We start from the raw sequence: 19,428 nt of genomic DNA, 5'->3' as shown, positions 1-19,428 counted from the left end.
CGACCAGCCTAGTTGCGGCGATGAACGTGAGGAGTGTGATGTGGGCGTGAATACGGCTGCGACGGAGTGGGTTCGGATCCTGCGACCCGGCACGGCGGCACGCGGTCAGCTGACGTGTTTTCCGCCGGGCGGTGGATCGGCGACCTTCTACCGGGAGCTGGCCCGGCACATCGGCGCGGGCATCGAAGTGACGGCGGTGCAGTATCCGGGTAGGCAGGATCGCCTCGATGATCCGATGATCACCGACTTGCAGGTGCTCGCCGACCGGATCGCCGCCGGCATCGCGCGCCGGCCGGGATCCCACCGTGTGCTGTTCGGGCACAGCATGGGCGCGACCGTGGCCTACGAGACCGCGCTGCGGCTGGCCGCCGCCGGACAACCGGTCGAGGCGCTGCTCGTATCCGGCCGTCCCGCACCGGAATTCGTCGAAACGGCCCGTCTGCACCAGGCATCCGATTCCGCTCTCATCGACGACCTCGAACGTCTCGCGAACGACCCGGCACCGGTCCGGTTGCTACGCACCGAACCGGGACTGGCCGATCTCGTACTGCCCGCCGTCCGCGCCGACTATCAGGCCGTCGAAACCTATCGGCACCAGCCTGGACCGCTACTGAGCTGCCCGGTTGTCGCGCTGGTGAGCACCGAGGACCCGACGACCACCGTGGCACAGGCCGAACAGTGGCGTGCGGTGACCGACGGGCCGTTCGGCCTGCGCACGTTCAGTGGCGGGCACTTCTATCTCGACGAACAGCACGCCGCGGTAGCGCAGGAGATCACGCGGCACGTGAACTGAGCCGGCGCTGGTGCAGGCGCGCGTAGCCGAGCCACGATACGAGCACCGTCAGCGCCGCGAGCGCGCGCACCAGGCCGACCGCGCTGTCGGGGTAGATCACCCCGGTCAGGTAGTAGTCGATGAAGCCGGCCTCGGGTAGCTCACTCACCCCGGCCTGTCTGCGCGCCCAGTTCTCGGCGAAGGTCAGCGGGCAGTGGAACCCGATCAGGACGGTGCCGAACCCCCACGCCACGGCCAGTGCATGCAAGCCGATGGTGCGCGGCCACCGCCACGCGAGGAATCCACCGGCGACCACGTACGCGATGAACGCGACGTGGGTGACGGCGAGAACATCGGCCAACACCCGGAACGGCACCTATTCAGAATATGTACCGGTTCCGCAGTCGCAATCATGATCATGGTTCCGGTTCGGCATCGCTTGGGTCACCAGGGCGAAGGCCGGTAGTCCTTCAGGAAGCAGCCGTACAGGTCAACGCCCGCCTCGCCCTGCACGATCGGGTCGTAGACGCGGGCGGCACCGTCGACCAGATCCAGCGGTGCGTGGAAGCCCTCCTCGGCGAGACGGACCTTCGTGAAGTGCGGACGCTCGTCGGTGATCCAGCCCGTATCGACCGCGGTCATCAGGATCGAGTCGGCCTCGAACATCTCCAGCGCGCTGGTGCGGGTGAGCATGTTCAGTGCGGCCTTGGCCATATTCGTGTGCGGATGCCCAGGGCCCTTGTAGCCGCGGCCGAACTGGCCTTCCATCGCGGAGACGTTCACCACGTACTTACGCCTGCCCGCGGCCGCGGCCAGCGCCGGACGCAACCGCGACACCAGGATGAACGGCGCGACCGAATTGCACAGCTGCACCTCGAGCAGCTCGGTGGCTTCGACCTCGCCGACGGTCTGCACCCAGCTGTTGGTGTGCGCGAGATCGGGAACGAGACCACCGGCGTCGATGGCCACGCCCGCCGCGATCCGCTCCGGGGTTGCCGAACCGGCGACCAGCGCGAGTTCGGCGACATCGACGGCCGACAGCGACGGCGTGAGCGAGGCGGTGAGCGCGGTCGGGTGGGCCTGCATGGTCTTGCCGAAGGTGACCATTTCCGGCATGACGCCCGCGGGCAGCGGCGCGGTCTCGGCGTCGACCAGGGCGCTGTAGGCACCGGCCGAGCGACGCACGGTCTGGGCCGCGTTGTTGATCAGGATGTCGAGGGGCCCCTGGGCGGCGACGTCGTCGGCCAGCGCGACGACCTGGGCCGGGTCACGCAGGTCGATGCCGACGATGCGCAGCCGGTGCAACCAGTCGGCACTGTCCTCCATCGCGGCGAAGCGGCGGATGGCGTCGTTGGGGAAGCGGGTGGTGATGGTGGTGTGCGCACCGTCGCGCAGCAGGCGCAACGCGATATACATGCCGATCTTGGCGCGGCCACCGGTGAGCAGGGCGCGCTTGCCGGACAGGTCGGTGCGGGCGTCGCGTTTGGTGTGGCTCGAGGCGGCGCACTCGGGGCACAGCTGGTGGTAGAACGCGTCGACCTGGGTGTATTTCTGCTTGCAGATGTAGCAGGGGCGCGCCTTGAGCAGGGTGCCCGCGCTCGCGCCGGAGGTCGACGAGCTGATCGGGATGCCCGCGGTCTCGTCGTCGATGCGCTGCGGGGATCCGGTCGCCGTCGCGGCGATGACCGCACGGTCGTTCGAGGAGATCTGCTCCCTGGCCTCGATGCGCCTGCGGTGCTTGAGCTTCTTGAACATGTGCCCGACCGCGCGCTGCACGGCGATGGAATCGGGGTGTTCCTTCTCCAGTTGCCCGGCGCGTTCCAGTACCCGCAGACAGGTCGCCAACTCATCCGGATCGATCATGTTCTCGGTCATCGGGGAGTGCGACATTCCTTCGTGCGACAGCGGTGGACGACATCTATTGTCGCATTGGCCGCGCGAGCGACCCGCTGGGTATCGTGATGGACCGTCGCCGCAACCGCGCGACGGCTTTCGACCTCGACGGAGCACCGCGATTTCCCCGCTGGACACCGACACCGCAGACGCGCCGCGCAGGCGCAGGCTCGAACCCGACGAGCGACGCGCGCAGATCCTGGCCTGTGCCATCGACATGTTCGGTGAGCGGCCGTACGCGGCGGTGTCGACCGCGGAACTGGCCCAGCGTGCGGGGGTGGCGCGCGGCCTGATCAACCACTACTTCGGCAACAAGCGCGACCTGTATCTGGCGGTCGTGCGGCGCATGGTGACCCTGCCCCGTCAGGACAAAGTGTCGATTCCCGACGGCACAGCGGGCGAGCGGGTCGACGCGATCGTGGGCTGGCTCCTCGACACCATCGCCGAACACGGCACCACCTGGGTGAAGGTCACCAGCCACGAGGGCGTCGGGGACGACCCCGAGGTGCAGCAGATCCTCGACCAGGCCGACGATGCCGCCGCCGAACGCATGCTGGTGATGATCGGCCGGGCCGATCTGGCAGACAGTGCGTCGTTGCGCGCGCTGGTCCTCGCCTACGCGGGCCTGGTGAAGGTCGCCGGACGCGAATGGATCACCCGCGCCACGCTCACCCGGGCGCAGGTCCATCAACTGCTGGCCGACACCTTGCTCACGATGATCACCGTGACGCTACCCAGCGTGCTGGCCGCCGAACCGAGCGAGCCCTAGGAATCGAGCGCGCGATCCGAGCGCGGCATCGCGACGGCGGCACTGTAGCGCTGTGGTCCGGCATGGCCCGGCGCGTGACCGGTGCGGCCGAGCGCCTGTTCGATCTTCTTCTCGCGGTGATGCTCGAACATCAACGCACCGACACCGCCGCCGATGAAGAGCAACGTCGCGATCCCGGCGACGACGGCCCACCCGGTGTGCTCGGTGCCCGCCGCGACGAGAGTGCAGGCGAGGCCGACGACGCCGATCGCGCACATGATGATGCCGGGGACGTTGTAATCGTCGGCCAGGAGATCACCGGCTTGGGCATGCCATGGTCGGTCTGCCGAAGGCGTGCTGGGGGACATGAGTTCTCCTCGCGAGCTCGGGGTGCGCGCAGTGGTTCACCTGATGATCAGCATGAACCCGTTCCGGCAGCAGGTGCAAAGGTGTTTGCCGGTTCGTTACTGGGGGAGATGAGGCAAGATCGCATGTTATGTCACTGTGACCCTATTTCGCGTTTGAGCTGCCATACCCGGCTCGGAGTCCCTATTCTCGTCGCGTAACCCGACGTCGCACCTGTTTCGTTGTGCGCGGCGGGAAGATCGGAGAGGGACCCGGGGTTGATGGCACGGTACGAGGAATGGGATGACGACCCCGAACTGGAATCCGATGATCGGCGGTGGGACGGGCAACGCTGGCCACAGGTGAGTAGCGACGGTGGGGCAGGCGGTCGCGGCCGGGACCAGCCGCGCGTGAATCCGTATGCGATGGTGGCGCTCGCCGCCGCGCTGGTGGTGCTGTTCCCGATCGCGATCGTGTTCGGGCTGTTGTCGTTCGGGCATCCGCGTGGGCGGGGGATCGCGGTGCTGGCCTTGCTGCTCGGCATCTCCGAGGCGGCGGTCGCGGTGGCGATCGGGCTCGCGGTGTTCGGTGGACTGGACGTGACCGTTCCGACGCTGGCGCAGACACAGTCGGTGACGACGACACCGTTACCGGTGTCGGTCACCTCCCACGGCACGCCGACGGCGACCGAGGCGGTCCCGGCGACGAGTCCCGTGGAGAAGGCCAGTGTTGTCGCCAAGGGCACGGAGTGCGCCGCGGAGAAGGCGGGTCTGCTCGGTGTCGCGGCAGACGGTGCAACCTTGCTGTGCCTGCAGGGGCCGAAGGGTTACACCTGGTCAGGGCCGTTCCGGGTGTCCGGTTCGTACTACACCGCGGGGGCGAGATGCGATCCGTCGGTGGACAAGTCGGGTCGCACCTCCGACAACCACGCGCTCGTGTGCGAGGGCAAGGGCAGTGCCGCGGTCTGGGCGCCCTGGACCAGCGAATAGGGTCAGTCCTTTTTCGCACGGCTCGGTTGCACGCGCGGCGGCTCGTTCGGCATCTTCGGGTACTGCGGCGGCCACGGTGCGTCCATGAGTCCCGCCGCCATATCGCGTTCCGACATTTCGAGCAGCGGCCGGATCGACTGCGGTGCCCGGTTCGCCCACGGATCACCCGATTCCGCGAGCCGTGCGGGCACAGTGGCGAGGGTGAGTTCGTCGGGGACCACGGTGTCGAGTTCGGCCCAGGTGATCGGCGTCGACACCTGACCGCCGACCTTCGGTCGCACTGACCACGCGCCGAACACGGTCTTGTGCGGTGCGTTCTGGTTGTAGTCGATGAACACCCGCGAACCGCGCTCCTCTTTCCACCACTGCGCGGTGATCTCCTCGGGGTACCGGCGTTCCAGCTCCCTGGCCAGCGCCACCGCGGCCGCCCGCACCTCGTAGCCGTCCCAGCGAGGCTCCAACGCCGAATAGATGTGCAGGCCACGCGAACCCGAGGTCTTGACCGACGAGTCGATGCCGAATTCGGCGAGCAGTTCGCGCGTGCGCACCGCCGCGTGCCGCAGATCGTCGAACGAGATACCGGGCGAGGGATCGAGATCGATCCGCAGTTCGTCGGCGATCCGCAGATCGGGCACGTGGTTGGGCCACACGTGAAAACCGAGGCAGCCCTGGTTCACCGCCCACAGGATGTGCGCGAGATCGTGAGCCACCAGCGCGTCGCTGGTGGTGCCGTTGGGCGTGGACACCTCGACGGTCTGCAACCAGTCCGGCGCCGACTTCGGCACCCGCTTCTGGAACCACGATTTCCCCGATGCCCCATCGGGATAGCGTTCCAGTAGCAGCGGACGGCCACCGATCACGCCGAGCAGCGGTTCGGCGACGGCGCGGTAGTAATTGACCAGGTCGAGCTTGGTCTCACCGCGTTTGGTGAAGTAGACCTTGTCGGGATTGCTGATCGTCAGCGCGCGGCCGTCGATGTCGAGTTCCACCGCCGCGCTCATCGGCCCGCTCCGAAGATCGCGTCGAGTTCGGCGGGTGCCACTTCGTCGAGTTGGGCGTAGGTACACGAATCCGGGGTGCGGTCGGCCCGGAACCGGGCCAGTCGCCCACCGTGACGGAAACGCCCGGACTGCACGTGCTCGTAGCGCACCTCCGCGACCAGTTCGGGCCGTAACGGTTCCCACGACAGGTCCTTGCCGCCGCTCCAGCGACTCTGCCCGCCGGGCATCTTGCCGTCGGCGTTCGCCTGCGCGGCGGCGTCGGCCCAGGTGCGCCATGGATGATCGTCGAGGGCGTTCTCGCGCAAGGGCGCCAGCTCACCCAGCAGTTCGCGGCGTCGCGCCGCGGTGAAACTCGATGCCACGCCGACGTGATGGAGGTTGCCCTCGTCGTCGAACAGGCCGAGCAGCAGCGATCCGACGCCCTCGCCGTCCTTGTGCATCCGGTATCCGGCGACCACACAGTCGGCGGTGCGTTCGTGTTTGATCTTGAGCATCACGCGCTTGTCCTGCAGATAGGCCAGATCGTCGGACTTGGCCATCACACCGTCGAAACCCGCGCCCTCGAACCGGGTGAACCAGTCCTGCGCCACGTCGGGATCAGCGGTGATCGGCGTGAGATGGATTCGGCCGGGCGCGGCCTCGAGCAACGACTCGAGCTCGCGGCGCCGCTGCGCGAACGGCTCGGCGGTGAGGTCGCGATCGCCGAGCGCGAGCAGATCGAAGGCGACGAAACTGGCGGGCGTCTCCACCGCGAGCTTGTTCACCCGGGAAGCGGCCGGATGCAACCGCTGCTGCAAGGTGTCGAAATCGAGCCCGTCGTCGGTGACGACCACGATCTCCCCGTCCACCACACAGCGATGCGGCAGCGCGGCTTTGAGCAGCTCGGCCAACTCGGGGAAATAGCGGGTGAGCGGGCGATCGTTGCGGGAGCCGAGTTCGATCTCGTCGCCGTCGCGGAACACGATGCACCGGAAGCCGTCCCACTTGGGCTCGTAGCTGAGCCCGGGTTCGCGCGGCATCGACGGCGTCGACTTGGCCAGCATGGGGCGCACTGGCGGCATCACCGGTAGATCCATCCGATCCTCCTCGCGGGTGTGTTCACCCGTATCGACGATGCGAGCACGCCCGATTCATCGGTGTGTGAGGCGATCGTAGGACGAGCCACCGACAGGTGCGCGGACATCGACTGTGTCGCGACTAGCTGTCCACGTGCACGTGCGGGCGGCGCCCCGGATCGGGTTCGGCGCGGCGGATGATCTCCCTGGTCACCGGTGCTACTTCACCTTCGCCGACGAACAGGAATCGCAGCAGGTTGACGATCGGATTGCCTTCGGTCCATTCGAAATACACGTGCGGTTCCAGCCCGGTCCGGTCGCGGATCGCGAACAGGATGGCCGCGACCGAGTTGGGCACGGCGGTGGCCTCGACGCTGAGAATGTGGTGGCGGCCCACCTCGACCGCGCTCACCCGCAGATCGGTGCTGAATTCGGAGGCATCCGCGACGATCACCTCGAGGAACAGGATCGAATCGGTGACCGGGATGTGGCTCTCCCAGCGCTGCACGCGTTCCTTCTCGTCGTACTCCTCGGGCCTGCGCTCGTCGACATCGTGGGTGACGATCCGGATGACGCCCGTCGCGGCCGCCCCATCGATCAACGCGCCCGCCTCGGCACTGAAACTCACCTCGATCGCCCGCAACTCGAACGCGCGATGCACCCGCGAAGCCAGCGACACCACGATCACGGCCAGGATGAACAACGACGCCAGGTGCACGCCCTCGGGCCGTTCGATGACATTGAGCACCGTGGTGTAGGTGAACACGATCGTGACCAGCCCGAACCCGATCGTCTTCGCGCGCTCGCGAGCGCGATGCGCCGACAGTGTCACCGCGACGGCGGCCGAGGTGATCAGCACCAGCACACCGGTCGCGTAGGCGGCGCCCTGCGCGTCGACATCGGCGTCGAAGTACCAGGTGATCCCGAACGCGATCACCGCGAACACCAGCACCAGCGGGCGCACCGCGCGCGCCCACTCCGGGGCCATGCCGTAGCGCGGCAGGTAGCGCGGCACCAGATTCAGCAGCCCGGCCAGCGCCGACGCACCGGCGAACCAGAGGATCGCGATGGTGGCGACGTCGTAGACGGTGCCGAACCCGTTGCCGAGGTATTCGTGGGCGAGGTAGGCCAGTGCGCGTCCGTTGGCCGAGCCGCCGGACTGGAATTCCTGCTCGGGAATCAGCACCACGGTGATGAAGCTGGACACGAGCAGGAACACGCTCATGATCAGTGCGGCGGTGGTGAGCAGCTTGCGGGCACCGACGATCCGGCCGCGCGGATTCACCGGGGTATCGCCCGGTGCGCCTTTGATCAGCGGCATCACCGCCACCCCGGTCTCGAAACCGGACAGCCCCAGCGCCAGCTTCGGAAACACCAGCAGCGCGACCCCGACCATCAGCCAGATATTGCCGTGCTCGGTCGTCATCGCGTGCGTCCAGTCGACGACCAGTCCGGGCGCGGTGAACACGTGCCACAGCCCGACCACGCCGACGATGGCGTTGAGCATGAGATAGACGGCCACCAGGAACACCGAGATACCGATCGCCTCGGCGAAACCTTTCAGGAACACCGCGGCGAGCAGCGCGAGCAACACCAACGTGATGATCAGCCGCTCGTCGTGCCAGCTCGCCGGCGTGAACGGGTTCTCCACGATGTGGGCGGCACCGTCGGCGGCCGACAGTGTCATCGTGATGACGAAGTCCGTCGCGGCGAACCCGAGCAGCACCAGAATGAACAGCTTGCCCGTCCAGCGCGGCAGGATATCGGCGAACATCGCCAGCGAGCCACCACCATTGGGGCTCTCCCGCGCCACCCTGCGATACACCGGCAGCGCGCCGAGCAGCGTCAACAGCACCAGGACCAGCGTGGCCAGCGGGGACAGGACGCCCGCGGCGACAGCGGCGATGCCGGGTTGGTAGCCGAGCGTGGAGAAATAGTCGACACCGGTCAAACACATCACCCGCCACCAGGATCGCTGATGCGGTTCGACGTGCTCGACCGTGCGCATCGGACCGGGCAGTTGCGCGTGGCCCGGTTCCTCGGTGCCGTCTAGCAGCCAGCGGGTGAAACCGGATCGCGTCACCGGGGCTCCTCAGCCTGATCGGTTCTCCGAACGCGAACCGCGCCCGGATCAGGCCGGAGTTTATGCGCTGACGGGCAATTCGCCCGGCAGGCGCGAGCTCAGCTGTCGAGCCAGCCGTGTTCGTCGGCGAAGGTGGTGAACCGGTCGCGGATGGTGATGATCTCGGCCGCGGTGAGCGCGGGGGAGGCCTCCAGTAGCAACTCGGTGATCTGCTGACGCAGTTCGTCGGGGCCCAGCCGGTCGCCGGACTTGCGTGCCTTCGGGGCGGCGGCAGTCTGGCCGACACCGGTCAGGTTGATCGCCTTGGGACCCCGATCGCCTTCGGTCACATCGAATTCGAACAGACGGCCCTGCCGCAGTTCGTCCTCGTCGAGGCCGATGTCGTTGACGTGCACGAACACATCGGGCCCGCCGTCGTCGGGCCGGATGAATCCGAAACCCCGTGAACCGTCGAACGACACCAATTTCCCGATGGACACCAACACACTCCTCGCTCCGCTTCCCGTCGCCACTCTAACGCGGCTTTTGGGCGTTTTCGCCCGGAAAGTGGAATTTCGGGGATTCGCGATGCGGTCGAGCCGACCGAGCACGGTCGCGATACGGTAACTGCGCGTTCATATCGAGTAGTTAGCGTTCCTCACCTGTCGAAACGGTGTGGAGGTTGTGGACGTGTGGTGAACCCCGGTGTGGGGACGAACTCGGGGGGATCGAACGCAGGGCGTGGTGTGCTGTCGGCGCGCACCGGAGGTATCCCAGTGTGTTCGCGGCCCGCCGCACCACCGGTTCTCGCGCCACGACCGCACCCGGACCGTGTGCCGCTCGCGCCCGCCCAGGAACGGATGTGGCACGCGGCGACGCGCGGGCGCTCGGCGGACTGGAATGTCGCGCGAGCCATCCGCCTGCGCGGCGCGTCCGTCGACGTCGCCGCCTTGCGTGCGGCACTGAAACTGCTTGCCGCGCGCCATGATCCGCTGCGCACGCGCTATCCGGCGACCGCGCGCGGCCCCGCGCAACAGGTGGTCGACCCCGACGACGTCGTACTCGACGTGGTCGAATGCCGCATCACCGAAGCCGAACTCGCGCCCGCGGTCGCCGCATCGGCGGAGCAACCGTTCGACCTCACCCGCGACCTGCCGATGCGGGCACGGCTGTTCGTGCTCGGCCCCGACGATGTGGTGCTCGCCCTTGTCGTGCACCACATTTCGGTCGACGGCCGCTCGATGGGCCCGCTGATCGGCGATCTCGTCACCGCCTATCTGGCCTGCTGTGCGGGTACCGCCCCGGGCTGGGCGCCGCTGTCGATCAGCTACGTCGACTACACCCTGTGGAAGCACGAGCAGCTCGGTGAGTTCACCGACGAGTGGAGCCGCGCCACCCATCAGCTGCGGTACTGGGCCAACGCGCTGGCCGGTCGCCCCGCCCTGCTCGATCTGCCCGTGCGCGCACAGCCGTCGACGCCGATCGACCCGGTTGCCGGTGCGCTGCTGCCGGTTTCGTTCGACGCCGCGACGCACGCCGGGCTGCTGCGGTTGGCGCAGGACGGGCGGGCGAGCCTGTTCATGGTCTTGCAGGCCGCATTCGCCCTCACCGTCGGCGCTTTCGCGCGCAGCGCCGATGTCACTGTCGCCACGGCGATTTCGGGTCGCGATCACCGGCGCCACGTCGCTGAACACCGTCCGCCGCGCCACCAGGGTGCTCGTCTGATCAGCCGCCGCGTTCCATGGCATAACCCGCGTCGCGCCACGCGACGATGCCGCCCGCGAGACTGAACGCGTCGTAACCGGCGCGGTGCGCGAGTGCGGCGAAACGCAGCGAGGTCTCACCCACCGGGCAGACGAACACGACCGGCCGCGACCGCGGGAACGGCACGCCCTGGGTGAGCATGTCGTCGAGCTGGTCGTCGCGGATGTTCAGCGCGCCGGGGACGTGTCCGACGCGGTAGGCCATCGCGCCACGGGTGTCGACGACGGTGGGTCGGCCGGTGCGGTCGAGTTCGGCCAGTTGCGTCGGTGTCAGGATGGGCGCGGTGTCGTCGGGGCTCGGCGGTGGCGGCGCGGTCGGCTTGCCGAACAGGTCCGGTCTGCGCTTGGCGAAATAGGACAGATACGGTTCGATCCGGTCGCACACGATCAGCACGGCAACCAGGGGTCTGTCTTCGGGTCGCGGGGCGGCGGCCAGGGTGCGTAACGCGGCGAAATAGCCCGCGCCACTGGTCGGTCCGGCGAGCACCCCGTAGCCGCGGACCAGGTCGAGGGTCGCCTCGATGGCAGCGCCGGAGTCGACGGTGACGATCTCGTCGTAGAAGTCCGGCCGGAACAGGCCGACGTCCCACATCTCGCGTTCGGAGCGGATGCCGGGGATGAAGTCGAACCGGTCCGACACCACCCCGACGGTGCGCAGCTCCGGATGGTGGGCCAGGAGGGCGGTCGCGGTGCCGCGCGTGGAACCGGTGGTGCCGAGCCCGCCGATCAGATAGTCGAGGTGGTCGATGCCCGCCTTCGCGAGGTCGGTGGCGATCTCGGTGCCGGTGCCGTCGTGGTGGGCCGCGATATTGCGCTCGTTCGTGTACTGCGAGGGGTGATACCAGCGGTCCGGTGCTTGACCGACGGTGTGTTCGATGACGGCCGAAACATCGTCGGCGGCATGCGGATCCGGGCATTCGGACAGGCCGGGAAGTTCCACGATCTCGGTGCCGAGCAGTTGCAGCAGTTGGCGCACCTCGCCCACCCTGATCCGATTGGTGACCGCGCGCAGCGGAATGCCGTGCAGCGCGCCGAGGACCCGCAGTGCTTTGGCGGTGTTGCCGCTCGATGCCTCGATGAACGACTGGCCGTCCGTGCCGATCCGGTCCAGGTCGTCGCGGATCATCGCCCAGGCGACGCGGTCTTTGACCGAACCGAAAGGGTTGTGCGACTCCAGTTTTGCGTACAGATCGACATCGGCCATTCCGTGAACGGCGGGATCGAGGCGCAGCAGGGGAGTATTGCCGATCAGCTCGGTGATGTGGTGGTAGACCATCACCGGTCACCGGGGCGATAGTCGGCGTCGGGACAGACCGCGAACCGCCCATCGTGGTGCAGCACAGCGACTTTCGGCGGTATCGGGTGCATGCCGGCCTGCGCGGCCGACAGATCCATGTGGTAGGCGGCGGTATTGGCGAAGACCACCGGATCGCCGGGGGAGGGCAACCGCTCGAGCCGCACCTGACGCTGGGTGATCAGGTCGCGCTCCAGGCAGAGCCGGCCCGCGAAAAACACGCCGACAGGACGGGTTTCGCCTTCTGTCGTCAGCACGATCGGATCGATGAGCACCTCCTGGTCGGCGGCGGTGACGGTATCGCGGCTGAGATCCAGATGCACCAGCGTCGTGCCGTTACCAGCGCGTTTGACGAATTCGACCTGCGCGACGGTGATGCCTGCGTGGTCGACCAACGCCTTACCCGGTTCGAGCCACAGGTCGAGCAGGTTGTCGGTGAGCACCGCCGCCAGAGCCCGTCCGCCGTGCCCGGGAAGCGGCGCGGCGAGTAGTTCGGCGAGGATCGTGGTGGCGGGTTCGGTGTTGGCGTACTTGTGGAACACCGGTCCGCCGTGCACCATTCCCTCCGCGACGTGATAGCCGAAAGTGTTGTGGCCCCAGTGCATCGCGGGCCCGCGCCCGAGCAGACCCGCCCGCAGCACACGGTCGTAGTCGTCGTACCCCGCGGCGTCGGCGGTGAAGACCTGGCGCAGGCCGCCGCCGATATCGAGCACGGTCGGCGCGAGACCGCGTGCGTAGGCGTGTTCGATCAGTTCGAGACAGTCACCGACGGCCTGCACCCGTTCGGTCGTCGCCGCGGTGTCGAGGTGAAAGGCGAAACCGAGCAGCCGCAACCGATCTCGGTGTCGAACGAGCAGATCGAGCGCCGCCGGGATCTCTGTCAGATCGATGCCGAACCGGCTCGGCGAGCTACCGGGAAAGCCGGAAACCCGCAGCAGTACGGGAACTTCCGAGCACGCGAGTTCGGCCAGCGTCGACAGTTCCCAGAGATTGTCCACGTTCACCGTCACCCCCGCCGCCACGACGGCCCGCAAAACCGCGCCCCCTTTGGGCCCGGTCATCTCGATCCGATCGGCCGGGAACCCTGCGGCCGACGCGGAACGCAACTCCCGCACAGACGCCACATCCACGGAAATCCCCGCGTGCGCGGCGGCACGGACGAACGCCGCGGACCGATTCACCTTGTGCGCATAGCAGATTCGATGCCGCAGACCCCGTTCGTCCAGCACGGCACGCAGTGCCGCGAGGTTGGCGGCGAAGACCTGCGGGAACACCAGGTGCAGGGGCGAGCCGTAGCGACGCAGCGCCGCATCCACACCCTCACGGTCGGCGAGGAACGCGGCGACGAGCGGATGCAGCGCGGCGGGAACGGCGGGCGGAATCATCCCACCGACGCGCCCGGCACCTGCGCGGGCACGTCGTCGACCGGGTTGTAGCCACCGTCACGCAAGGCCTCGAACACACGGAACCGGTTGCGCGGGCTCCGGATCCGAGCGATCACCCGCTTGGATTCCAGGTCGACCTCGACGACCGGGATCTCCATCGACTCGAGCAGTGCGGTGATCGTGCGGACACAGTGCCGACAACTCATATCGGGCACATAGAACACACCGTCGTCGTGCTCGGTGCCGGGCTGCGCCTCGCTCAGATCCTCGACCACTGTCACCGAGTTCGCCAGCACCGCGAACGTCTCGACGAACCGTTCGGCGACCGTGGCGAGTACGTGGACGCCCGCACCGTCGACATCGTGCTGCGTCGCGGCGAGACAGGTGGGGTGGACATCGGCGGGGAGCAGCGCGTACTGCCGTGAGATCAGGTCCAGGTCATCGTGGTATTTCGCGACGGCCGCCGCGGTGTCGAGGCCTTCCTCGGTCCTCGCGCGCAGCATCACCGCACGCGCGTCGGCGATGGTGGCGTCCTTCATCGCGCGCAGGACGGCAAGAGAATCGGCGGTGTAGCGCACGGACCCGTCGGGCTGGGCGGCCAAGCGCACCGGAATCATCCCGCGCCGGAACGTCGAGGCCTGTAACTCCCAGAACCAGCGGGTGGCCACGGCGGTGAAGATGCCGGAATCATGGATGCCCCTGGCGAATTCGACGACCCCGCGATAGGGAGTGTCGGCGGCGATCAGTCCGTGCTGGACCAGCGCGCGTCCGGTGGCCTCGATCCCGACCCGGAAGATCTCGTGCGGATCGTGATCGGTGGTGGTCGCGGCAAGGACAGCGTGATCGTGGGCGGGCAGGGCTTCGGCCCGCTCCGATAGACCGGAGGCGGCAAGGGAATGCCACAGTGCGAGAACGGTTTCCCGTGCGATCACCGCGAGCTCAGGGCCCGCGCCGGCGGTATGGAAGTACCCGGTGTTGGGGATGCCCGCGCTGTCGGTCCAGGTGAGGCGGTGGGTCGCGCTGGTCACCTGGTCGGGCCGGCACGGTCGCATGAACCGTTCCAGGTACATCCGCTGTGACTGCGTCGAGGTGGCACCCGGTTCCGGCCGTAATGCGGTGGCATGGAAAGAGATACGGACCGGAGGTGGCGGGTCGGTGGCGGCGAAGAGCCCGGGCGCGGCCAGTCGGGCCAGTATCCGGGACGCGGCGCGGCGATCGTGGTGCTGCACGGTGGGGGTACCCATCGTTCCTCCTCGGCGTCGGGGCAGGTCAGCGCCCGTGCCCGGCAATGCCGGACACACAGGCGAGGAATCGGTCGATCTCGTCGAGGGTGTTGTAGAGCTGCGTACTCACCCGCACCGAACTGCTCCCGGCATCGGCCGACGGCACACAGTGCGCACCGGTCCGCACCATGAATCCGCCATCGGCCAGCACGAACCCGAGATCGGCCGCGCTTATCCCGTCGAGAGTGAACGAGACGATCCCGTAGCCGACGGCGCACGGGGCATGCGCGGGCCCTGGCAGGAAATCGATCCCGGGAATCTCTCGCAGACCGTCGATGAGGCGCAGCGTGAGCACCCGGTTGTGCGCGGCGACAGCGAACCTGTCGAGTTCGTCGAGGAGATCGAAAGCCGGTGCGAGGGACAGTATTCCGGGAATGTTGTAAGTGCCGCCCTCGAGGAGTTCGGGCATCCCGGTGCCGACGAGACCGGCTTCGCTGATCCTGACCCCCGAGTGCCCGCCCGGCAGGAACGGGCGCAGCCTGTCGTGTACCCGGCGGTGGCAGTACAGCAGCCCCGTGCCGGGCGCGCCGAACATCTTGTGCCCGGCGAAGACCGCGAAATCGGCGCGCAAGTCGGTCACGTCGACCGGTAGGTGCCCACCGCTCTGCGAGCAGTCGAAGCACAGCAGGATCTCGGGATCGATCCGCCCGTGCAATTCTTCGAGCGTGGTGAGCCCGCCGTACACGTGATGCAGGTGGCTGGTGGTAATGAGGCGGGTACGCGGCCCGATCTGCGCGAGAATGTCCTCGACATCGGCCTCGCCGGTCGCGGTGCTTCGATAGGGGCGCAACACGATCCGACGGCCGAACCGGGCCATGGTGTCGCGCAGGTGGTGCCACGGCAGCACATTGGCGGCGTGATCATCGGGGTTGTAGAGGATCTCGTCGCCGTCGTCGAGCGCGGCCAGCCCCCAACTGTGCGCGATCGCGCCGAGCGCGGTGGTCGCGCCACCGGTGAACACGATCTCATCGGAACTCTGAGCGCCGACGAAACCGGCCGCGCGGGTACGGACACCGGCGATCTGCGCCGACAGCGACGTGGCCCACCCGTAGGCGCCCCGACCGGCATTGGCGGTCTGGCTGCGGTGGTAGTCGGTGACGGCCGCGATGACGGTATCGGGCTTCTGTGTCGTCGCCGCACTGTCGAGATAGACCACCGACGGATCGGCGAGGGCGGGAAACCGCGCGCGAATCGACGCGGGCACCGGGGTGGGCGCGTGCCGCATCACCGAGGCTGCGGCGAGCTCGGGCCGGGCGGGGTGCACCTGTTCAACGATACGCACCAGCGGTACGGCTCGCGAAGAATTCTCAGGCGCAACACATTTCGTCGGTTGCGCTCAGTAGTTGCCCTGCAGATACTCGACCAGGTGCTCGCGCTCGGCGGCCAGCTCGGTGATCTCGCTCTTCACCACATCACCGATACTGACGATGCCGATCAGCCGCTCGGACTCCACCACCGGCATGTGCCGGATCCGGTGCTCGGTCATCACATCGCGCAACGACGACACATCGTCGTCGGGCCCACAGGTGCGCACCCTGGCGGTCATGATGTCGCTGACCGGCCGATCCAGCAGCTCGGCACCGTGGGCGTGCAGATGACGCACCACATCGCGTTCGGACACGATGCCCGCGATCTGCCCACCGTCGGGAGACACCACCACCGCGCCGATATTGTGCGCGGCCAGCGCGGACAGGAGGTCGCGCACCGTGGTCTGTGGTGGCACCGTGGTCACCGTCGTGCCCTTATGACGCAAGATCTCCGATATACGCATCCGCGCACCACCTGTCCGGATCGGTCGTTGCTGCCGAGTATGACCGGTCAGCACCGGCCTGACCAGCACATCGACGTCACGACCGGACTATTCGTCGTCCAGCCCCGCGGACAGATACGCCGCTGCGGCCAACCACTGGCGACACTGCGGGCCGTGGATGTCGTGCTGGCGCAGCATCTCGCGCGCCTGACGGTAGGTGAGCCCGTTCGGCTCGTCGCTACACGCGGTGGGTACGCCCGCGACGGCGAGGTGTCGCTGAAACGGACTGCTCATCGAAGTCCCCTCCCATCCGGCGACGGGAGGTTCGGCCGGCTGGGAGAGCCGACGTGCCTCCCGATGATCTTGCGGCCTGAGTCTACGGGCGGTTCGTTTTCAAATGCAAGCACATCTGCACGTTCGTCGACGCCGTGTCGGGCCGCGATGGGTTGTGGCGCTGAGGAATTCAGGGGGCTGGACGAGTCTGCCGAAGCGTGCCCCCGGTCATGACATCGGGTAAGTACCGACCGGTGCGCGGTGGCGTTTCGCGTGTTAGTGTCCCCATCGCGCAAAGCAGATGCAAGAACGTTTGTGCGTGCATCTGCAATTTTCGTACCGTTGGGCACATTCGAGAACGAGGAGTGCGGAATGTCGGGAATGCAGCATGATCAGCGCGAACGCCCGGGACCCGGCGCGTGGCGCAAGAGCACCTACAGCAATCCGAGCGGAAACTGCGTCGAGGTCGCCGAAGCCGCCGACGGTTCGGTCGCCGTGCGCAACTCGCGCGACCCGCACGGTTCGGTGATCTTCTACACCCGGCCCGAGATCGACGCGTTCATCCGCGGCGCGAAGGCCGGAGAGTTCGACTACCTGACCGGGTAATCGGTAGCATCTGGGTCCATGACGGCTGAACCCGACGAGATCGGTCGCGTACAACCTGTTGTCGACCGTGGCCCCACCGTGTTGCGCATCGCACTCGGTGGTCAGTTGCGCAAGCTACGCGAGGGTAAGGGCATCACCCGCGAGGCGGCGGGCGACGCGATCCGCGGCTCGCACGCGAAGATCAGCCGGCTGGAGTTGGGCCGCACCGGGTTCAAGGAACGCGACATCCGGGACCTGCTCACGCTCTACGGCGTGCACGATCCCGTCGAGCGGACCGCGTTCTTCGAATTGGCCAGGCAGGCAAGCGAACCCGGCTGGTGGCATCGCTACAGCGATCTGCTGCCGTCGTGGTTCAGCACCTACCTCGGGCTCGAGCAGGCGGCCAGCCAGATCCGCACCTACGAGGCCCAGCTGGTGCCAGGCCTGCTGCAGACGCCGGAATACACCAGGGCCATCGTCACTCTCGGCGTCGACGACGCCGAAACGGACCGTCGTGTCCAGGTTCGGCAGAAGCGCCAGGACGTCCTGCGCCGCACCGACCCGCCGGTGGTGTGGGCGGTGATCGACGAGGCCGTCCTGCATCGGCCGATCGGTGGGCGCGAGGTACACCGGGCGCAGCTGCGCTACCTGGTCGAGCTCTCGGAGCTGCCGAATGTGACGGTGCAGGTGCTGCCGTACGCGGCCGGTGGGCATGCCGCGGCGGGTAGTTCGTTCAGCATCCTGCGTTTCGGGGAGCCGGAACTGCCCGACATCGTCTACCTCGAGCAGCTCACCAGCGCGCTCTATCTCGAGCGGCGCCAGGATCTGGCGCTGTACCTGTCGGTAATGGATCAACTCAGCGTGCAGGCACTGCTGCCGGACCGTTCGCGGGAAGTCCTGCTCGAATACGCCGAGAGGGACTGACCCGTTACCGGAGACTGACCCGTTACCGGAGACTGACCAGTAACTCAGTAGCGGATACAGCCGGCGGCGATGCGCCAGAAGGTATCGGGGGTCAGCATCTGCAGATCCCAATCGTCGGCCAGTTCGTGGGCGGTGCTCACGATCCGGTCGATATCGAAATCGTTGCGAGTCGCCGCGCCGGTGGATTCCACGGCATCGATGACGAAGGCGACCGCGCTTTCCCTCGACCATCGTGCGGTGCCGTGGGTCGTCACCGCGTGATCAGCGAGGCTGAAACGCCCCGTGGTGTTGTTCATGTCAAAGCCCCTGTGCTGCTCAGGCAGTGGCAAACTCGAGGCAATCGTCACCTCGGGTGCGCCGCTCGCGGCCTCCCCTTACTATCCCCTGAATTGTGTTGCGGCCCTGAGTTTAGGACGGAGTCACTTTCGGATGCAAGCACATCTGCACGATCGATTCCGTCTCGATGCGGTGCATTTCCCGGCTTCTGAGCGGCGAATTCGGGTTCATGTCACAGCCTCGGTCGCGGGCGGTGCTCGAAAAGTGGCGTGACCGGCGGCTCGCGGTGTTCACCGGATGGCGACGCCGGGGTGCGGGCCGGCGAAAATCGTACCCTACAAGCGAAATTGCCTGGAACAGTTAATTTCTGGTTATCGAATGTCGGCGACGGCGGACGCGATCGGCTGCGTTCCGGAAACCAGCTCGAGGGTGCGCCGAAAAGTGTTGTCCGCGACCAAGATCGACGCGAGCGTCGCGGCGACGTCGGCGCGCGGCACCGAGGCGCGCGGAATCGGCGGCGGTCCGAGCGTGATCAGACCGTTGCCTTCGGTGTCGGTGAGCAGGCCCGGTCGCAGGATCGTCCAGTCCAGATCGCGTGACCGCAGATCCTCTTCGGCGCGGGTCTTGGCGTCGATATAGGCGGCCCACACCTCGTCGGTCCCCGGTGCGGGCGGGCTGCCCGCGCCCATGGTCGAGATCTGCACGAACCGCGCGACGCCGGTGTGCTCGGCGGCGTCGGCCAGCTGCACAGAACCGTTGAGATCGACGGTGTACTTGCGCGCGGCACCGCTGCCAGGCCCGGCGCCCGCGGCGAACACCACCGCGTCCGACCAGGCGACCGCGGCCGCGAGGTCGGCGGGGGTGTCGCGCTCCATGTCGTAGATGACCGGGACGCCGCCGGTCGCGGCGATATCGGCGGCCTGACCCGGTTCGCGGATGAGCGCGTGGACCTGGTCGCCGCGCCGGGTCAGCAGCTGGGCAAGCAGTAGCGCGATCTTGCCGTGTCCACCAGCGATGACGATGCGCATGG

General features: G+C 67.5%; 21 protein-coding genes. 6 read left to right on the top strand and 15 right to left on the bottom strand.

Translation table 11 applies throughout. The features are described 5' to 3' along the window. Window positions 1-40: 40 nt before the first annotated feature. Window positions 41-793 carry a thioesterase II family protein gene (locus ACFWUP_RS00915; protein ID WP_379229579.1) on the top strand — a complete coding sequence of 251 codons (753 nt, stop codon included), beginning with the start codon at window positions 41-43 and terminating at the stop codon, window positions 791-793. Here the strand turns inward: ACFWUP_RS00915 and ACFWUP_RS00910 are convergent. Next, entirely contained in the window at window positions 774-1,148 is a 375-nt protein-coding gene (locus ACFWUP_RS00910) for a DUF2784 domain-containing protein (RefSeq protein WP_379229578.1), read from the bottom strand. The two genes, ACFWUP_RS00915 and ACFWUP_RS00910, sit on opposite strands and share 20 nt — an antisense overlap. A 68-nt stretch (window positions 1,149-1,216) precedes the next feature. Then, window positions 1,217-2,647 carry an SDR family NAD(P)-dependent oxidoreductase gene (locus tag ACFWUP_RS00905; protein WP_379229577.1) on the bottom strand — a complete coding sequence of 477 codons (1,431 nt, stop codon included), beginning with the start codon at window positions 2,645-2,647 and terminating at the stop codon, window positions 1,217-1,219. 148 nt (window positions 2,648-2,795) lie between these two features. Between ACFWUP_RS00905 and ACFWUP_RS00900 the strand changes: the two genes are divergently transcribed. Continuing rightward, window positions 2,796-3,434 carry a TetR/AcrR family transcriptional regulator gene (locus ACFWUP_RS00900; RefSeq protein ID WP_379230909.1) on the top strand — a complete coding sequence of 213 codons (639 nt, stop codon included), beginning with the start codon at window positions 2,796-2,798 and terminating at the stop codon, window positions 3,432-3,434. Here ACFWUP_RS00900 and ACFWUP_RS00895 read toward each other — a convergent pair. After that, a complete protein-coding gene (locus ACFWUP_RS00895; protein ID WP_379229576.1) occupies window positions 3,431-3,781 on the bottom strand; it encodes a hypothetical protein in 351 nt (116 codons plus the stop codon). The two genes, ACFWUP_RS00900 and ACFWUP_RS00895, sit on opposite strands and share 4 nt — an antisense overlap. 258 nt (window positions 3,782-4,039) lie before the next feature. Here ACFWUP_RS00895 and ACFWUP_RS00890 point away from each other — a divergent pair, with 258 nt between their 5' ends. Continuing rightward, the gene (locus tag ACFWUP_RS00890) at window positions 4,040-4,747 is read left to right on the top strand and encodes a hypothetical protein (RefSeq protein ID WP_379229575.1); all 708 of its coding nucleotides are present in this window, start codon (window positions 4,040-4,042) and stop codon (window positions 4,745-4,747) included. Between the two features lie 2 nt (window positions 4,748-4,749). Here the strand turns inward: ACFWUP_RS00890 and ligD are convergent, their stop codons facing one another. The 4 genes from ligD to ACFWUP_RS00870 all read right to left on the bottom strand — a co-directional run bounded on the left by ligD (window position 4,750) and on the right by ACFWUP_RS00870 (window position 9,371). Next, window positions 4,750-5,748: a non-homologous end-joining DNA ligase gene (gene ligD / locus ACFWUP_RS00885; RefSeq protein ID WP_379229574.1), complete on the bottom strand. Its 999-nt coding sequence runs from the start codon at window positions 5,746-5,748 to the stop codon at window positions 4,750-4,752. Then, window positions 5,745-6,824, bottom strand: a complete 1,080-nt coding sequence (locus tag ACFWUP_RS00880; protein ID WP_379229573.1) for an ATP-dependent DNA ligase — start codon at window positions 6,822-6,824, stop codon at window positions 5,745-5,747. Before ACFWUP_RS00880 ends, ligD begins: the two co-directional genes overlap by 4 nt. Before the next feature lie 121 nt (window positions 6,825-6,945). Beyond that, complete coding sequence (locus tag ACFWUP_RS00875; protein WP_379230907.1) at window positions 6,946-8,811, bottom strand: amino acid transporter; 1,866 nt, start codon at window positions 8,809-8,811, stop codon at window positions 6,946-6,948. A gap of 173 nt (window positions 8,812-8,984) precedes the next feature. Continuing rightward, window positions 8,985-9,371, bottom strand: coding sequence for a cold shock domain-containing protein (locus tag ACFWUP_RS00870; protein WP_379229572.1), 387 nt, complete (start codon window positions 9,369-9,371; stop codon window positions 8,985-8,987). Window positions 9,372-9,641: 270 nt separating this feature from the next. Between ACFWUP_RS00870 and ACFWUP_RS00865 the strand changes: the two genes are divergently transcribed. Beyond that, on the top strand, window positions 9,642-10,655 hold the full coding sequence (locus ACFWUP_RS00865) for a condensation domain-containing protein (protein WP_379229571.1): 1,014 nt from the start codon (window positions 9,642-9,644) through the stop codon (window positions 10,653-10,655). Here the strand turns inward: ACFWUP_RS00865 and ACFWUP_RS00860 are convergent. The 6 genes from ACFWUP_RS00860 to ACFWUP_RS00835 form a co-directional block, all read right to left on the bottom strand. Further along, entirely contained in the window at window positions 10,591-11,904 is a 1,314-nt protein-coding gene (locus ACFWUP_RS00860; RefSeq protein WP_379229570.1) for a pyridoxal-phosphate dependent enzyme, read from the bottom strand. The two genes, ACFWUP_RS00865 and ACFWUP_RS00860, sit on opposite strands and share 65 nt — an antisense overlap. Beyond that, window positions 11,904-13,307 (bottom strand): decarboxylase, encoded by a 1,404-nt coding sequence (locus tag ACFWUP_RS00855; RefSeq protein WP_379229569.1) that lies wholly within the window; start codon window positions 13,305-13,307, stop codon window positions 11,904-11,906. The genes ACFWUP_RS00860 and ACFWUP_RS00855 overlap by 1 nt, the downstream gene beginning before the upstream one ends. Then, window positions 13,304-14,551 carry a heavy-metal-associated domain-containing protein gene (locus tag ACFWUP_RS00850; protein WP_379229568.1) on the bottom strand — a complete coding sequence of 416 codons (1,248 nt, stop codon included), beginning with the start codon at window positions 14,549-14,551 and terminating at the stop codon, window positions 13,304-13,306. The genes ACFWUP_RS00855 and ACFWUP_RS00850 overlap by 4 nt, the downstream gene beginning before the upstream one ends. Window positions 14,552-14,576: 25 nt before the next feature. Next, complete coding sequence (locus tag ACFWUP_RS00845; protein ID WP_379229567.1) at window positions 14,577-15,872, bottom strand: aminotransferase class V-fold PLP-dependent enzyme; 1,296 nt, start codon at window positions 15,870-15,872, stop codon at window positions 14,577-14,579. Between the two features lie 54 nt (window positions 15,873-15,926). Beyond that, complete coding sequence (locus tag ACFWUP_RS00840; RefSeq protein WP_379229566.1) at window positions 15,927-16,361, bottom strand: CBS domain-containing protein; 435 nt, start codon at window positions 16,359-16,361, stop codon at window positions 15,927-15,929. A gap of 87 nt (window positions 16,362-16,448) precedes the next feature. After that, a complete protein-coding gene (locus ACFWUP_RS00835) occupies window positions 16,449-16,634 on the bottom strand; it encodes a hypothetical protein (RefSeq protein WP_379229565.1) in 186 nt (61 codons plus the stop codon). A gap of 351 nt (window positions 16,635-16,985) precedes the next feature. Between ACFWUP_RS00835 and ACFWUP_RS00830 the strand changes: the two genes are divergently transcribed. Both ACFWUP_RS00830 and ACFWUP_RS00825 read left to right on the top strand, forming a co-directional pair. Beyond that, window positions 16,986-17,219, top strand: a complete 234-nt coding sequence (locus tag ACFWUP_RS00830) for a DUF397 domain-containing protein (protein WP_379229564.1) — start codon at window positions 16,986-16,988, stop codon at window positions 17,217-17,219. An 18-nt stretch (window positions 17,220-17,237) separates the two neighbouring features. Continuing rightward, window positions 17,238-18,122 (top strand): helix-turn-helix domain-containing protein, encoded by an 885-nt coding sequence (locus tag ACFWUP_RS00825; protein ID WP_379229563.1) that lies wholly within the window; start codon window positions 17,238-17,240, stop codon window positions 18,120-18,122. Window positions 18,123-18,166: 44 nt separating this feature from the next. Here ACFWUP_RS00825 and ACFWUP_RS00820 read toward each other — a convergent pair whose 3' ends face one another. Further along, on the bottom strand, window positions 18,167-18,418 hold the full coding sequence (locus ACFWUP_RS00820; RefSeq protein WP_379229562.1) for a hypothetical protein: 252 nt from the start codon (window positions 18,416-18,418) through the stop codon (window positions 18,167-18,169). 351 nt (window positions 18,419-18,769) lie between these two features. Next, window positions 18,770-19,426, bottom strand: coding sequence for an NAD(P)H-binding protein (locus tag ACFWUP_RS00815; RefSeq protein ID WP_379229561.1), 657 nt, complete (start codon window positions 19,424-19,426; stop codon window positions 18,770-18,772). Window positions 19,427-19,428: the final 2 nt, after the last annotated feature.

Origin of the sequence: Nocardia sp. NPDC058658, from assembly GCF_042716665.1 — a bacterium.
Lineage (GTDB): Bacteria > Actinomycetota > Actinomycetes > Mycobacteriales > Mycobacteriaceae > Nocardia.
Note: the sequence above shows the minus strand (reverse complement) of the source record. Positions and strands in the feature narration are given on the sequence as shown.